We start from the raw sequence: 14205 nt of genomic DNA, 5'->3' as shown, positions 1-14205 counted from the left end.
CATGACGGAGACCGGAGCATGTGACATAGCGCACATAAGGGGTCGTATCGGTGAGTGTGGTGACCGCGACGAAGCGGTCCGGCGGGCGGACGGCCGCCGGAGCGGGCCCCGGCCCCGGGCGGGACCACGGCGCGTGGTTCCTGGTGCTGCCGGCGCTGATCCCCATCCTGGTCCTGAGCGTGGGGCCCCTGCTCTACGGCATCGCCCTCGCCTTCACCGACGCCCAGTCCGGCCGCACCCGCTCGACCCAGTGGGTCGGCACCCTCAACTTCCAGGACCTGCTGCACGACACGCTGTTCTGGGAGTCCTTCCGGATCGGTCTGGTGTGGGCCCTCGGCGTCACCGTCCCGCAGTTCCTCCTCGCCCTCGGGCTCGCGCTGCTGCTCGACCAGGACCTCCGCCTGCGCTGGCTGGCCCGGGCGCTCGCGATCGTCCCCTGGGCCATGCCCGAGGTCGTCGTCGGCATCATGTGGCGCCTGGTCTACAACGCCGACGCGGGCATCCTCAACGAGACCGCCCGCGACCTGGGCCTCGGGGACGGACACGACTGGCTCGGCGGACCGTCCACCGCGCTGGCCGCGGTCGTCGTGGTCGGGGTCTGGGCGGGGATGCCGCAGACCACGGTCGCCCTGCTCGCCGGCCTCCAGAACACCCCGCGCGAGCTCCACGAGGCCGCCGCCCTCGACGGCGCCGGAGCCTGGCGCCGCTTCCGCGCGGTCACCTGGCCCGCCCTCAGACCGGTGGCACTGGCCATCACGGCGCTCAACCTCGTCTGGAATCTCAACTCCTTCGCCCTGGTCTACGTGCTGACCAACGGCGGTCCCGGCGGCCGGACCCGGCTCCCCATGCTCTTCGCCTACGAAGAGGCCTTCCGCTACGGACAGTTCGGCTACGCCGCCGCCATGGGCTGCGTGCTCGTGGCCGTCGTCTCCGTACTCCTCGCCTTCCATCTCGTCGGACGACTGAAGGGGGACCGGGACCGGTGAGCGCTCTTCGCCCCAGCAGGCCCGCGCGGTTCGGCCAGTACCTCGCCCTCCTCGCGTACCTGGCCTTCCTCGCCTTCCCCCTCCTCTGGCTGATCTCCACCGCCTTCAAGCCCGCCCMGGAACTCGGTTCGCTCCACCCCACCTGGATCCCCCGGGACCCCACCTGGGCCAACTTCCGGCAGGCCTTCGACGAACAGCCGCTGCTCCGGGCCGCGGCGAACAGCCTGCTCGCCGCGCTCGCCGCCGCCCTCGTCTCGGTCGCCGTCGCCACCCCCCTGGCCTACGTGACGGCCCGCGCCCGCGGGAAGGCCGCCTCGGCCGTCACCGGCTGGGTCGTGGTCAGCCAGGCGTTCCCCTTCGTGCTGGTGATCATCCCGCTCTTCCTGGTCCTGAAGAACCTGCGGCTGATCGACAGCCTTCTCGGCCTCGTCCTGGTGTACGTCGTCTGGTCGCTGCCGTTCGCGCTGTGGATGCTGGTGGGATACGTCCGGGCCGTGCCGGCCGAGCTGGAGGAGGCCGSCGCCGTCGACGGCGCCGGCCGGGTCCGGACGCTCGTCTCGGTCACCGCCCCGCTCCTCGCCCCCGGGATCGTCGCCACCGCGCTCTTCGCCTTCGTCACCTCCTGGAACGAGTTCTTCTTCGCGCTCGTGCTGCTCAAGAGCCCGGAGAAGCAGACCCTGCCGGTCGTCCTGACCCACTTCCTGGGCGCGGAGGGGGTCGCCGACCTGGGCCCGCTGGCCGCGGCCGCGTTCCTGGCCACGATCCCGTCGCTCGTCGTCTTCGCGGTCATCCAGAAACGGATCACCGGGGGCGCGCTGGCCGGGGCGGTGAAGTCCTGATGCGCCCGCGGATCTGGGCCGCCGTCACCACCGCCGTCGCCCTGCTGCTCACCGGCTGCGCCGCCGGCGGAGACGATCGGGACGACGGGACCGTTCGACTCCGCTTCCAGTCGCTGGCCTGGCAGAAGGAGTCGGTCGACGCCAACAAAAAACTGGTGGCGGAGTGGAACGCCGCCCATCCCGGCATCCGGGTCGAGTACGTCCAGGGCAGCTGGGACTCCGTCCACGACCAGCTCCTGACCTCCTTCGAGGGCGGTGAGGCACCCGACCTCATCCACGACGCCTCCGACGACCTGGCCGACTTCGCCTACGGAGGCCGGCTCGCGGATCTGAGCGACCTGCTGCCGGCGCGCCTGAAGGCGGACATCCCCGCGCGCAGCTGGGAGACCACGACCTTCGGGGACGGGATCTACGGGGTTCCGTTCCTCCAGGAGCCGCGCGTGATCATCGCGAACCGGCGGATCCTGGAGTCCTCCGGCGTCCGCATCCCGACCCCCGAAGCCCCGTGGAGCTGGGAGGAGTTCCGTGCCGTCACCCGGGAGCTGACGGCGACGATGGGGCCGGGGCGGTACGCGATCGCCTGGCCCCTCAAGGAGCCGGTCTCGGTGAGCCTCAACCTGGGCCTGTCGGCGGGCGGGAGGCTCTTCCACCGGGGCGCGGACGGCCGGGTGACGATCGACTTCGACGCGGCCGACGGCATCGTCCCCGGCACGGTCCACGACCAGGTGAACACCGACCGCAGCGCGGCGCGTTCCACGCTCGGCACCGGCGGCTCGGACACGCTGCCCGGCTTCTTCGGCGGCCGGTACGCCATGGTCCCGCTGGGCTTCTCGTACCGGCAGCAGATCGCCCAGCAGGCACCTCCGGGCTTCGAGTGGACGGTGCTGCCCGCGCCCGCCGGAAGGGAGGGCCTCGCCCAGGGCGTCAGCCCGCAGACGCTCTCCATCGCCGAGGACAGCCCTCACAAGAAGGAGGCCGCACAGTTCCTCGACTTCCTTCTGCAGCCCCGGAACATGGTCCGGCTGGCCCGGGGCGACTGGATGCTGCCGACGGGTACGGCGGCGCTGGCCGATCCCTCGCTGCGGACCGCGCGGGACGGCTGGGCGACCGGGGCGGCGGTCGCGGAGCACCTGCGCTCGGCGCCCGCGCAGTCGGTACGGGGCTATCCGGAGTGGAAGGACAAGGTGGCGACGCCGGCGTTCCAGGAGTACTACAGCGGCGCCATCGACGCGGCCGAGCTGCGAAGGCGTCTGGTGGAGGACGGGAACCTGGTGCTGGCCCGGTATCAACGCCCCTGACGGGACAGGGAAGCGGACGCCTTCTTGGTTGCACGAGACGTCTCGTCTCGTTATGGTCGGCTCATGACCACGACCCCGCGCGCCCACATCGCCATGTTCTCCATCGCCGCCCACGGGCACGTGAACCCGAGCCTCGAAGTGATCCGCGAGCTCGTCGCCCGAGGGCACCGCGTCAGCTACGCCGTGCCCGCGTCCTTCGCCGAGAAGGTCGCCGCCACCGGCGCCACCCCCGTCGTCTACACCTCCACGCTCCCGACCGACGAGGACCCCGACGCCTGGGGCACCGAGCTCATCGACAACCTCGAGCCCTTCCTGGACGACGCCGTCCAGGCGCTCCCCCAGCTCGCCGCGGCCTTCGCCGGCGACGAACCCGACCTCGTCCTGCACGACATCACCTCCTATCCGGCACCGGTCCTCGCCCACCGCTGGGGCGTCCCCGCCGTCTCGCTCTGGCCCAACCTCGTGCCCTGGGAGGGGTACGAGGAGGAGGTCGCGGAGCCGATGTTCGCGGAGCTCAAGGCCTCGCCGCGGGGCAAGGCGTACTACGCGCGCTTCGAGCGGTGGCTCGCCGAGCACGGCGTCGACACCCCGCCCGACCGCCTGGTGGCCCGCCCGCGCCGCGCCGTCGTCCTCATCCCGCGAGCCCTGCAGCCGCAGGCCGACCGGGTCGACGAGTCCGTCTTCCGCTTCGTCGGCGCCTGCCAGGGCGGTCGCGCCGACCAGGGGGAGTGGCGCCGCCCCGAGGGCGCCGACCGGGTCCTCCTGGTATCCCTGGGGTCCGCCTACACGAAGCAGCCCGCGCTCTACCGGGCCGCCGCCGCGGCCTTCGCGGACCGTCCCGACTGGCACGTCGTCCTCCAGATCGGCTCGTTCGTCGATCCCGAGGAGCTGGGCGAGCTGCCGGGCAACGTGGAAGTCCACTCCTGGGTACCGCAGTTGGCGATCCTCCGGCAGGCGGACGCGTTCGTCACCCACGCCGGCGCCGGCGGCAGCCAGGAGGGCCTGGCCACCGGCACCCCGATGGTGGCGGTCCCGCAGGCCGTCGACCAGTTCGGCAACGCGGACATGCTCGTGTCCCTGGGCGTGGCCCGCCGGCTGGCGACGGAGGAGGTGACGGCCGAGCGGCTGCGCGAGGCCGTGCTGGCCCTCGCCGACGACCCCGAAGTCGCCCACCGGGCACGGGAGATCCGGGAGGGAATGGCGGCCGAGGGTGGAACCCTCAGGGCCGCCGACCTGATCGAGGCCGAACTGCCCTGAGCGCGTTCGCATTTCGGAGCCGGTGACGCATCACCGAGTTCGTTGCTGATTGCACTAGCAAGGCCCCCGGGGTCCCCGGGGGCCTCATGTGTGAATGAAATGCGGGGGGTTGGCGGGGTTCTCTTTAAGAAACCTTGTTGAGTAAGCCGCAGGGCCGGGAAGCCCTTGAACTGAGCCCGTCAATCGGTCAGGGTTTCGAGGCAGCTACCGGAGAGTTTTCTTCCAGTGGCTCAACCCCCCACAAATCCTGACGAGGAGACCCCTCTTCATGGCTACACACAAGCGCGTTCGCCGGACCAAGCTCATCGCCGTCACGACCGCGATAGCAGCAGCCGCCGGAGTGACCGTCCTCACCAGTCCGTTCGCGGGCGCGGCCCCCACGCCCGCCCTCGGCACGGTCTACGGCCTCGGAGCGGAAGGCGCGGTCAGCGGAAGCTACATCGTCCTGCTCGACGAGAAGACGGACAAGGGCAAGCTGGCGAAGGAGTACGGCGGCACCCTGCGCCGCAGCTACGACTCCACCGTCAACGGCTTCTCGGTCAACGACCTCTCGGTGACCGAGGCCAAGCGCCTCGCGGCCGACCCGGCCGTCTCCAAGGTGGTCCAGAACAAGAAGTTCTCCATCAGCGCCACCCAGGCCGATCCGCCCTCCTGGGGCCTGGACCGCGTCGACCAGACCGAGACCGCCGGGGACTCCAAGTACACCTACCCCGACGGTGCCGGTGAAGGAGTGACCGCGTACGTCATCGACACCGGCGTCCGGGTCAGCCACCAGGACTTCGGCGGCCGGGCCTCCGACGGCTTCGACGCCGTCGAGAACGACGAGACGGCCCAGGACGGCAACGGTCACGGCACGCACGTCGCCGGCACCATCGCCGGCACGGCCCACGGTGTCGCCAAGAAGGCGAAGATCGTCGCCGTCCGCGTCCTGGACGACAACGGCTCCGGCACCACCGAGCAGGTCGTGGCCGGCATCGACTGGGTCACCAAGAACCACCAGGGCCCGTCCGTCGCCAACATGAGCCTCGGCGGCGGCGCCGACCCGGCGCTCGACGACGCGGTCAAGAAGGCGATCGCCTCCGGCGTCACCTTCGCCGTCGCGGCCGGCAACGAGTCCTCCGACGCGGGCCAGGGCTCCCCCTCCCGCGTCCAGGAGGCCATCACGGTCGCCTCCTCGACCAAGGACGACCAGCAGTCCGACTTCTCCAACTTCGGCTCCGTGGTGGACCTGTACGCCCCGGGTTCGGACATCACCTCGGACTGGAACGACAGCGACACCGGTACGAAGACCATCTCGGGCACCTCCATGGCGACCCCGCACGTGGTCGGCGCCGCCGCCGTGTACCTCGCGGCACACCCCGACGCCACCCCGGACCAGGTCGCCCAGGCGCTCGTCGCGGGAGCCACCGCGGACAAGATCAGCAACCCGAGTCAGGGCACCGCCAACAAGCTGCTCAAGATCGTCGAGTAGTCGCAGCCGCCTGATGCCCGGCGGCCGTCGCGCCCTCCCCCACGGGGCGCGACGGCCGCCCTATCGTGTGACCATGACGACGACCTATGCCGCACTGCTGCGCGGAATCAACGTGAGCGGGCACCGCAAGGTGCCCATGGCGGAGCTCCGTTCACTCCTCGAAGAGCTCGGCCACCGCGACGTCCGGACCTACCTGCAGAGCGGCAACGCCGTCTTCACCACCGACGCCGACGACACCGACGACACCCTCGCCGCCGCCGTCGAGAAGGCCCTCGAACAGCACTTCGGCTTCCGCGTCGACACCCTCGTGCGCAGTGCCGCCTATCTGGCCGAGGTGGCCGACGCCTGCCCCTTCCCGGCCGCCGAGCTGGAGGCGAAGCAGCTGCACGTCACGTACTTCTCGGAGGCCCTCGGCGCCGAGCACTTCGCATCGATCGACCAGGCCGCCTTCCTGCCGGAGGAGTTCCGCCTCGGCGACCGCGTCCTCTACCTCTACGCCCCCGACGGCCTCGGGCGCTCCAAGCTGGCCGAGGCGGTCTCCCGGCCCTCCCTGCTCAAGGGCGTCGTCGCCACCTCCCGCAACTGGAACACCGTGACCAAGCTCGTGGAGATGACCCGTGACTGACATCCCCCCCGCCGTGGCCGCGGCCGTCGAGGGCGAGCTGCGCCTCCTGGACCCGACGGTCCGCAGCTCGGTGACGCTCTTCTCCGAGCTGCTGCACCCGGACTTCGAGGAGTTCGGCACGTCGGGACGCCGCTGGGACCGGGCGTCGATCATCGCCGCGATGACCGCGGGGGCCAGCCCTCGGCCGATCACCGCCAGCGACATGCAGGGCGTGCAGCTGGCCCCCGACGTGGTGCACCTGACCTTCACCACCGAGTCCCACGGCGTCCGCTCCCACCGCAGTTCGATCTGGCGGCTGACCGAGGGGCACTGGCTCCTCTACTTCCACCAGGGCACGCCCGTCAGTCCGCCAGAGAGTCCAGCAGACTGAGTTCGGCCGCGTCGAGCCGGAGCGCGGCCGCGTCCAGGTTCTCCTCCAGGTGCGCGAGCGAGCCCGTGCCCGGAGTCGGCAGCAGCACCGGCGAACGGTGGAGCAGCCAGGCCAGGGCGATCTGCGCCCGGGTCGCGCCGTGCGCCGCCGCGACCGTGTCGACCGAGGCCGCGGCCCGGCCGGTCAGGGCGCCGTTGCCCAGCGGGAACCACGGCAGGAAGCCCAGACCGTGCGCCTCGCAGAGCTCCAGCACCGCCGCGGAGCCGCGGTCCAGCAGATGGAACCGGTTCTGCACGGACACCACGGACGACGTGAGGGCCAGCGCCTCCGACAGCTGCCCCGCGGTCACCGAGTCCAGGCCGACGTACCGGATCTTCCCCTGCGCGCGCAGCTCGTCCAGCGCGCCGAGCTGCTCCGCCATCGGCACCCCGGGATCGAAGCGGTGCAGCTGGTAGAGATCGATCCGGTCCGTCCGCAACCGGCGCAGGCTCGCCTCGCACATCGCCCGCAGCCGTTCCGGGCGCCCCTCGACGTGCCAGGCGCTGTCGCTCGTCCGGACCACCCCGCCCTTGGTGGCGATCACCAGGTCCTCGCGGTACGGACGCAGCGCCTCGGCGACCAGCTCCTCCGCCAGGCCCGGCCCGTAGTTGTCCGCGGTGTCCACGAGCGTGACACCCCGCTCCACCGCCCGCCGCAGCACGGCGACGGCGTCCGCCCGCGTGCCGCGCGGACCCCAGTAGCCGGGACCGGTCAGCTGCGCCGTTCCGTAGCCGAGCCGCCGTACGGGAACACCGCCGAGGACGAACGTCTCCGAGACCATACGGGCACCGTACGGCAGGACGTCGGAAGGCCTCGAAGTGGCCCAGTCGAAGAAGCGGCGAATGGCCCGAGGTCGCGGGCCATCGGCTGGCTAGGCTCCCCGCCATGACCACCGACGCCCCGTCCCGGCCCGCCGTCCCCGTCGTCGACTTCTACTTCGATCCCGCCTGCCCCTTCGCCTGGATCACCTCCCGCTGGATGCTCGAGGTGGAGCGGCAGCGCGACGTGGAGCTGCGCTTCCGCGTGATGAGCCTGTACTTCCACAACATCGGCAACGAGCTGCCCGACTGGTACCGGGAACTCGTCGACAGGTCGATCGGCCCGGTGCGGGTCGCCGCCGCCGCGGCCGAGGAGCACGGGGAGGAGATCCTCCGCCCGCTCTACACCGCCTTCGGCACCCGCATCCACGAGCGCAAGGAGCCGGACTTCGACACCGTCATCACCGAGTCCCTCGCCGAGCTGGGACTGCCCGCACGGCTCGCCGGGGCCGCCCACGACACCCGCCACGACGAGGCCGTGCGGCGCAGCCACGACGCGGGGCAGGACCCGCAGGCCGGAGGCTACGTCGGCACCCCCACCCTCCACGTCGACGGAACGGTCTGGTTCGGCCCCGTCCTGCGCGCCATCCCGCGCGGACGGGAGGCGGTGGAACTCTTCGACAGCTTCCGCGTCCTCGCCGGCCACTCCGACCTCTTCGAGCTCAAGCGGACCCGCACCGGCGGCCTCGACTTCGGCTGATCCGGCCGACGGCCACGACCGCGCCCAGGTGTCGCGAAACTTCAAGACCGCGACGCGGGTGCCCTCCTAGCGTCGAGGCCATGAACGACATCCACACGCACCTCCGCGTATGCGCCGCCGAAGCGGCCCGCGTCGCCCGCGGCGTCACCCGGGAACAGCTCGCCGCACCCTCCGTCTGCGCCGACTGGACGGTGGGCGAGCTCGCCAACCACCTCGTCCTCTACTCCTCGCACGGCCTGGAGCACCGCGCCCTGCGCGAGCAGCTCCCCGAGGAGCTCACGGCCCGCGACTTCGCCGCGGACCCCGACTGGGCGGACCGGTACGCCGCCCAGCTGGACCGGGCCCTGGCCGCCTGGGAACGCCCCGGTGTCTGGGACGGCGAGGTCGACCTCGGCTTCACCGCCATGCCGGCCACCGTGGTCGCCTCGCTGCTCGTCAAGGAACTCGCCGTGCACGGCTGGGACCTGGCACGCTCCACCGGCCAGCGGTTCGAGGTGCCCGACCCGACGGGGGAGTTCCTGCTCGGTGTGGTGGCCGAACACGCAGAGGTCTACCGCAGCTACGACGGATTCGCCGCCCCGGTCGAGAGCGCGCCGGACGCCTCCGCCTTCAGCCGCGCCCTCGCCCTGAGCGGACGCGACCCGCTCCGGTAGCGCTCCTTCGGCCGGGCTGCCGGTGTCCGGTACGGGTGGGACGCGCCCGCCTCAGCCGGCGACCGGAACCCGGCGGCCGGCCAGGGCCTCCTGGTAGCGCTCCGTCAGCAGCCGCGCGAGCTCGGGGGCCGGGCCCAGCACGTCCGCCAGGACGTCGGCCTCGGCGGCACCCGCCGCGATCCGGTCGGGCAGCCGGCCCGGGGCGATGACGTACGGGGCCACCGCGACCCTGCGCACCCCGTCGGCGCGCAGCGTCCGGACGGCGTCCTCGGTCCGGGGAAGGGATGCGGAGGCGAACGCAGGCCGCACGGAGCACCAACCGGTGCGCCGCAGCTCCCGCGCCGTTTCTGCGATCACTGCGATCGCCTCCGGGTCGGTGGAGCCCGCCGAGGCAAGGACGACCCCGGTCGAGCTCTTGTCGCCGGGCGTGAGCCCGGCCTCGTACAGCCGCCGTTCCACCGCCGCCACCAGCAGCGGCGAGGGGCCGAGGACCTCCGCCCGCCGGACCCGCAGGACGGGCGGCGCCTGCCGCAGGACGGCGGGGATGTCCGCCTTGGCGTGGAAGGCGCGGGTCAGCAGCAGCGGCAGCGCCACCACGTCCCGCACGCCCTCGGCCGCGAGCCGGTCGAGCGTCCCGCCCACCGACGGCAGGTCGAAGTCCAGGAACGCCGTCTCCGCCCGCAGCCCCGGCCGCAGCGACCGGGCGCGGGCGACCAGCGCCCGCACGGTCGCCGCGTGCCGCGGATCGCGGCTGCCGTGGGCGATGACGAGGAGGACGGGGCCGTTCACGGCGCTCTCAGCTCTTGACCAGCAGACCGCGGCGGCGCAGCACGGCGCGCTCCAGCGGGCTGAAGACGAGCAGGTCGATGGCGACACCGACGAGCAGGATCAGGATGATGGCCAGGAAGATCCCCGGCATGTCGAAGTTGTTCCGGCCGTTCTCCAGCAGCTGACCGAGCCCCAGGCCGAGATCGGGCGAGGACGCGATGATCTCCGCGGCCATCAGCGAGCGCCACGAGAAGGCCCAGCCCTGCTTCAGGCCCGCGAGGTATCCGGGCAGCGCGGCCGGCATCACGATGTGCCAGGCGCCCTTGAGGCCGGTCGCGCCGAGCGTCCGGCCGGCCCGCAGGAACAGCGGCGGCACCTGGTCCACGCCGGCCACCAGACCGTTGGCGATGGACGGCACCGCGCCCAGCAGGATCACGGCGAACATCATCTGGTCGTTGAGCCCGAGCCACAGCACCGCGGGTGCCACCCAGGCGACCGAGGGCAGCGACTGCAGACCCGAGAGGATCGGGCCGATCGCCGTCCGCACCACGGACACCCGGGCCACGACGAGCCCGAGCGGGGTGCCGATCGCCAGGGCCAGCAGGAAGCCGAGCAGCGCCCGGGAGACGCTGGTCCACAGCACCTCGAGGAGCGTGCCCTCCAGCCACATCGCGGAGAGGGACTCCCAGACGGCTCCGGGAGAGGGCAGCTTGCCCTCGTCGGCGACCTCGGCCACCACGAGGAGCTGCCAGACCACGAGCACCAGCACGACGGCCAGGACGGGCGGCAGGACCTTCTTCAGCAGGACCTCGCGCACCGGGGTCCGGCGGATCTGCACGCTGTCCAGCGCGTCCAGGCCCGCTTCCAGGCCGGCCAGGTCGTCGGTCTTGGGTGTGGTGTCAGTGCTGGCCATGGCGGCGGATCTCCCCACGCAGTTCTTCGGTGATCTCGACGGAGAGTTCCGCCACGGCGGCGTCCTCGATGCGGCGCGGCTGCGGGATCTCGATGGTCCACTCCCGGGCGATCCGGCCGGGACGGGACGACAGCAGCACCACGCGCTCGGCCAGCCGCACGGCCTCGCGCACGTTGTGGGTGACGAAGAGGACCGACAGCTTCGTCTCGCGCCAGATGCGGGTCAGCTCGTCGTGCAGGACGTCGCGGGTGATCGCGTCGAGCGCCGCGAACGGCTCGTCCATCAGCAGCAGATCGCTGTCCTGGGCCAGGGCCCGGGCCAGCGCGACCCGCTGCCGCATGCCGCCGGACAGCTCGTGCACCCGCTTGCCGTACGAGCCGTTGAGCCGGACGAGTTCGAGCAGGCGCTCGGCCTCGTCGCGGCGCTCGGCCTTCGGCACCCCGCGCAGCCGCAGGGCCAGTTCGATGTTCTTGCCCGCGGTCAGCCACGGGAAGAGGGCGTGCTCCTGGAACATCAGGGCCGGCCGGCCGCCGGGGGTCTCGATGGACCCCGCGGACGGCCGGTCGAGTCCGGCGACCAGGTTGAGCAGGGTGGACTTGCCGCACCCCGAGGCCCCCAGGAGGGTGACGAACTCGCCCGGGGCGACATCGAGAGAGATGTCGTCGAGTACGAGTTGCTGACCGGCGGGTCCGCCGAAGGACTTCGAGACGTGCTCGAGCCGGGCGGCGTGGGTCACCGCCGCACGGTCCTCGGCCTTGGCGATCGTCGCGGTCGTGGCCATGGTCGTCACCTCCTGGGAAACCTGAACTGGGCTTATTCGAGGGTTACTTGACGCCGAGACCGGCGTCGGCGACCTCGGGCTGCCCCGCGGCCTTCAGGACCTTGTTGAGCGGCTTCAGGTCGTAGATGCCGTTCAGGTCGGGCTGCTTGAGGAGACCGGCCTTCACCGCGTGGTCCGCCTGGGCCTGCAGCGTGGCGGCCAGCGGGTCGTTGGTGAACTGGATCGACGGCCATGCGCCGTCGATGACCTTGTCGCCCAGCGCCTTGCCGGAGAGCTCCTTCAGCTTGGCGTTGGCGGAGGCCTTCGCCTTGTCGGCGTTGGCGTTGATCCACGCGTTGGTCTTCACCGATCCGCGCAGCACCGCCTCGACGACGTCCGGGTGCTCCTTCAGGAACTTCTGCGACACGATGATGTTCGTGATCACGAACTTCTTGTCGGGCCACAGGTCCGACTCGTCGAGCAGCACCTTGGCACCCTCGCTGACGAGCTTCGACGCGGTCGGCTCCGGCACCCAGGCGCCGTCGATGGAACCGGACTTGTAGGCGTCGGGCGTCACCTTGTTGTCGGTGCGGACCACGGAGACGTCGCCCTTGCCGCTCTGGGCGTCGACCTTCCAGCCCTTCTCGGAGATCCAGTTCAGGAACGCCACGTCCTGGGTGTTGCCGAGCTGCGGAGTGGCGATCTTCTTGCCCTTGATGTCGTCCAGGGTCTTGATCTTGTCCGGGTTCACCACGAGCTTGACCCCACCGGAGGCGGAGCCGGCGACGATGCGGAGGTTGGAGCCCTTGGACTTGGTGTAGCCGTTGATGGACGGCGACGGGCCGATGAAGCCGATGTCGATCGAGCCGGCGTTCAGCGCCTCGATCTCGGAGGGGCCGGCGTTGAAGGTGGAGACCTTCAGCTGCGTGCCGCCCAGCTCCTTCTGGAAGATGCCTTCCTGGTCGCCCACCAGGGCGGTGGCGTGCGTCAGGTTCGGGAAGTACCCGAGCCGGACCGTGTCGGCGGAGAGCTTCTCACCCTCGGCGGCCACCTTCTTCTCGTCGTTCTTGGCCTCGGAGCCGTAGCCGCAGGAAGCGAGCGCGCCGATCAGCAGCGGCAGGGCCGCGGCGGCGGCGAGTGAGCGGCGCAGGGTGGTACGGGAGGCAGGCACGGGTTCCCCTCAGGGTCTTCGAAGTGTTCTTCGTCGGTGATGTCGGAGGTGGAGCGGGGTGGCGCCGCGAGCGCGGCGCATCGGCGTCAGCACGCACATCGCGCGACACCTCCCCGGCCCGCACCGAGGGCACCGGAGCCGACCCGGCCGCCTTCCTTGGCGAACGTGGCGTAGACGTCGTTTCTCATCTCAGAAGTCCCACCCTTCCTCGTCTGCGGGGGCGACGGCCGCCGCGGCCTTGGCGCCGGCGAAGGACTCGCCCGCCATGCCGGCGGCGAGCGTGGTGCCGTCCGCGGGGTCGATCAGCAGGAACGAACCGGTGCGGCGCGAGTCCGCGTACGCGTCGAGCGCGAGCGGCTCGGCGGTGCGCACCTTGACCCGGCCGATGTCGTTGGCGACCAGCTGCCCCGGCTCGGGGTGCTGGGAGAGGTCGTCCAGGGTCAGCCGCGATGGGATCTCCTTGACGATCGCCTTGACCGTGCGCGTGGTGTGCTTGAGCAGCACCCGCTGGCCCACGACGAGCGGCTGGTCGGCCACGTGGCAGACCGTCGCCTCGACGTCCTGGCTGGTCGCCGGGGCGTCGTCGACCGGCGCGAGCAGGTCGCCGCGGGAGATGTCGATGTCGTCGGCGAGCCGGATGGTGACCGACTGCGGGGCCCAGGCGATGTCGACGGGCTCACCGAGGGCGTCGATCGCCGAGATGGTGGAGGTCCGGCCCGACGGCAGCACGGTGACCCGCTCGCCGACCCGGAAGGCACCGGCCGCGATCTGACCGGCGTAGCCCCGGTAGTCGGGGTGCTCGGCGGTCTGCGGGCGGATGACGTACTGCACCGGGAAGCGTGCGTGGCAGGCCGTCAGGTCGTGGCTGACCGGGACGGTCTCCAGGTGCTCCAGGACGGTGGGACCGCCGTACCAGTCCATGTTCGCGGACGGCTCCACCACGTTGTCGCCGGCCAGCGCCGAGATCGGGATCGCGGTGATCTCCGGGACACCGAGCTCGGAGGCGTACGTCGTGAACTCCTCGGCGATCGCCGCGAAGACGGGCTCGGCGTAGTCCACCAGGTCCATCTTGTTGACGGCGAGGACCACGTGCGGCACCCGCAGCAGGGCGGCGACCGCCGCGTGGCGGCGGGTCTGCTCGACGACGCCGTTGCGGGCGTCGACCAGGACCACGGCCAGTTCGGCGGTGGAGGCGCCGGTGACCATGTTCCGGGTGTACTGCACGTGGCCGGGGGTGTCGGCGAGGATGAACCGGCGGCGGGCCGTCGCGAAGTAGCGGTAGGCGACGTCGATGGTGATGCCCTGTTCGCGTTCGGCGCGCAGGCCGTCGGTGAGCAGGGCCAGGTCGGGTGCCTCCTGGCCGCGGGAGCGGGAGGCGTGCTCGACGGCCTCCAGCTGGTCGGTCAGCACCGACTTGGAGTCGTGCAGCAGCCGGCCCACCAGGGTCGACTTGCCGTCGTCGACGGAGCCGGCCGTGGCGAACCGCAGCAGGGTCGTCGCCGAGACGTCGGTGAACTGCTCGGTGGTGCTCGTCATG

At 71.6% G+C, this 14205-nt stretch carries 14 protein-coding genes and 1 pseudogene; 9 read left to right on the top strand and 6 right to left on the bottom strand.

Annotated features, from left to right (window positions below; translation table 11 throughout):
- Positions 1-56: 56 nt before the first annotated feature.
- The 7 genes and pseudogenes from EAO71_RS27610 to EAO71_RS27580 all read left to right on the top strand — a co-directional run bounded on the left by EAO71_RS27610 (position 57) and on the right by EAO71_RS27580 (position 6846).
- Positions 57-986 carry a carbohydrate ABC transporter permease gene (locus EAO71_RS27610; RefSeq protein WP_399757753.1) on the top strand — a complete coding sequence of 310 codons (930 nt, stop codon included), beginning with the start codon at positions 57-59 and terminating at the stop codon, positions 984-986.
- Entirely contained in the window at positions 983-1825 is an 843-nt protein-coding gene (locus EAO71_RS27605; protein WP_147980538.1) for a carbohydrate ABC transporter permease, read from the top strand. The genes EAO71_RS27610 and EAO71_RS27605 overlap by 4 nt, the downstream gene beginning before the upstream one ends.
- On the top strand, positions 1825-3123 hold the full coding sequence (locus EAO71_RS27600; RefSeq protein WP_147980537.1) for an ABC transporter substrate-binding protein: 1299 nt from the start codon (positions 1825-1827) through the stop codon (positions 3121-3123). The genes EAO71_RS27605 and EAO71_RS27600 overlap by 1 nt, the downstream gene beginning before the upstream one ends.
- 28 nt (positions 3124-3151) lie before the next feature.
- Positions 3152-4380 (top strand): annotated as a pseudogene (gene mgt, locus EAO71_RS27595) (macrolide-inactivating glycosyltransferase).
- Between the two features lie 268 nt (positions 4381-4648).
- Positions 4649-5851, top strand: a complete 1203-nt coding sequence (locus EAO71_RS27590; RefSeq protein ID WP_147980535.1) for a S8 family peptidase — start codon at positions 4649-4651, stop codon at positions 5849-5851.
- Positions 5852-5924: 73 nt separating this feature from the next.
- The gene (locus EAO71_RS27585; protein ID WP_147980534.1) at positions 5925-6476 is read left to right on the top strand and encodes a DUF1697 domain-containing protein; all 552 of its coding nucleotides are present in this window, start codon (positions 5925-5927) and stop codon (positions 6474-6476) included.
- A complete protein-coding gene (locus EAO71_RS27580) occupies positions 6469-6846 on the top strand; it encodes a nuclear transport factor 2 family protein (protein ID WP_147980533.1) in 378 nt (125 codons plus the stop codon). Before EAO71_RS27585 ends, EAO71_RS27580 begins: the two co-directional genes overlap by 8 nt.
- Here the strand turns inward: EAO71_RS27580 and EAO71_RS27575 are convergent.
- Complete coding sequence (locus EAO71_RS27575) at positions 6818-7666, bottom strand: aldo/keto reductase (RefSeq protein ID WP_147980532.1); 849 nt, start codon at positions 7664-7666, stop codon at positions 6818-6820. The genes EAO71_RS27580 and EAO71_RS27575 overlap by 29 nt on opposite strands.
- Positions 7667-7770: 104 nt before the next feature.
- Between EAO71_RS27575 and EAO71_RS27570 the strand changes: the two genes are divergently transcribed.
- Entirely contained in the window at positions 7771-8403 is a 633-nt protein-coding gene (locus tag EAO71_RS27570) for a mycothiol-dependent nitroreductase Rv2466c family protein (RefSeq protein WP_147980531.1), read from the top strand.
- Positions 8404-8483: 80 nt separating this feature from the next.
- Complete coding sequence (locus EAO71_RS27565; protein WP_147980530.1) at positions 8484-9056, top strand: TIGR03086 family metal-binding protein; 573 nt, start codon at positions 8484-8486, stop codon at positions 9054-9056.
- A gap of 51 nt (positions 9057-9107) precedes the next feature.
- Here EAO71_RS27565 and EAO71_RS27560 read toward each other — a convergent pair whose 3' ends face one another.
- The 5 genes from EAO71_RS27560 to EAO71_RS27540 form a co-directional block, all read right to left on the bottom strand.
- Positions 9108-9845, bottom strand: a complete 738-nt coding sequence (locus EAO71_RS27560) for a sirohydrochlorin chelatase (protein WP_147980529.1) — start codon at positions 9843-9845, stop codon at positions 9108-9110.
- Between the two features lie 7 nt (positions 9846-9852).
- A complete protein-coding gene (locus EAO71_RS27555; RefSeq protein WP_147980528.1) occupies positions 9853-10737 on the bottom strand; it encodes an ABC transporter permease in 885 nt (294 codons plus the stop codon).
- On the bottom strand, positions 10724-11518 hold the full coding sequence (locus EAO71_RS27550) for an ABC transporter ATP-binding protein (protein WP_147980527.1): 795 nt from the start codon (positions 11516-11518) through the stop codon (positions 10724-10726). Before EAO71_RS27550 ends, EAO71_RS27555 begins: the two co-directional genes overlap by 14 nt.
- Positions 11519-11561: 43 nt before the next feature.
- Positions 11562-12668 (bottom strand): aliphatic sulfonate ABC transporter substrate-binding protein, encoded by a 1107-nt coding sequence (locus EAO71_RS27545; RefSeq protein WP_147980526.1) that lies wholly within the window; start codon positions 12666-12668, stop codon positions 11562-11564.
- Positions 12669-12857: 189 nt separating this feature from the next.
- The gene (locus EAO71_RS27540; protein WP_147980525.1) at positions 12858-14204 is read right to left on the bottom strand and encodes a sulfate adenylyltransferase subunit 1; all 1347 of its coding nucleotides are present in this window, start codon (positions 14202-14204) and stop codon (positions 12858-12860) included.
- Position 14205 lies beyond the last annotated feature (1 nt).

It is taken from the genome of Streptomyces sp. MS191, from assembly GCF_008042125.1.
In the GTDB taxonomy this organism is placed as follows: Bacteria; Actinomycetota; Actinomycetes; order Streptomycetales; family Streptomycetaceae; genus Streptomyces.
The sequence above is the reverse complement of the archived record's forward strand: the minus strand, read 5'-3'. Positions and strand labels throughout refer to the sequence as shown.

Coding starts and splice junctions, on each gene's coding strand:
- EAO71_RS27600 (WP_147980537.1), top strand. CDS start 1,825: ATGCGCCCGCGGATCTGGGCCGCCGTCACCACCGCCGTCGCCCTGCTG.
- EAO71_RS27590 (WP_147980535.1), top strand. CDS start 4,649: ATGGCTACACACAAGCGCGTTCGCCGGACCAAGCTCATCGCCGTCACG.
- EAO71_RS27585 (WP_147980534.1), top strand. CDS start 5,925: ATGACGACGACCTATGCCGCACTGCTGCGCGGAATCAACGTGAGCGGG.
- EAO71_RS27575 (WP_147980532.1), bottom strand. CDS start 7,666: ATGGTCTCGGAGACGTTCGTCCTCGGCGGTGTTCCCGTACGGCGGCTC.
- EAO71_RS27570 (WP_147980531.1), top strand. CDS start 7,771: ATGACCACCGACGCCCCGTCCCGGCCCGCCGTCCCCGTCGTCGACTTC.
- EAO71_RS27565 (WP_147980530.1), top strand. CDS start 8,484: ATGAACGACATCCACACGCACCTCCGCGTATGCGCCGCCGAAGCGGCC.
- EAO71_RS27555 (WP_147980528.1), bottom strand. CDS start 10,737: ATGGCCAGCACTGACACCACACCCAAGACCGACGACCTGGCCGGCCTG.
- EAO71_RS27550 (WP_147980527.1), bottom strand. CDS start 11,518: ATGGCCACGACCGCGACGATCGCCAAGGCCGAGGACCGTGCGGCGGTG.
- EAO71_RS27540 (WP_147980525.1), bottom strand. CDS start 14,204: ATGACGAGCACCACCGAGCAGTTCACCGACGTCTCGGCGACGACCCTG.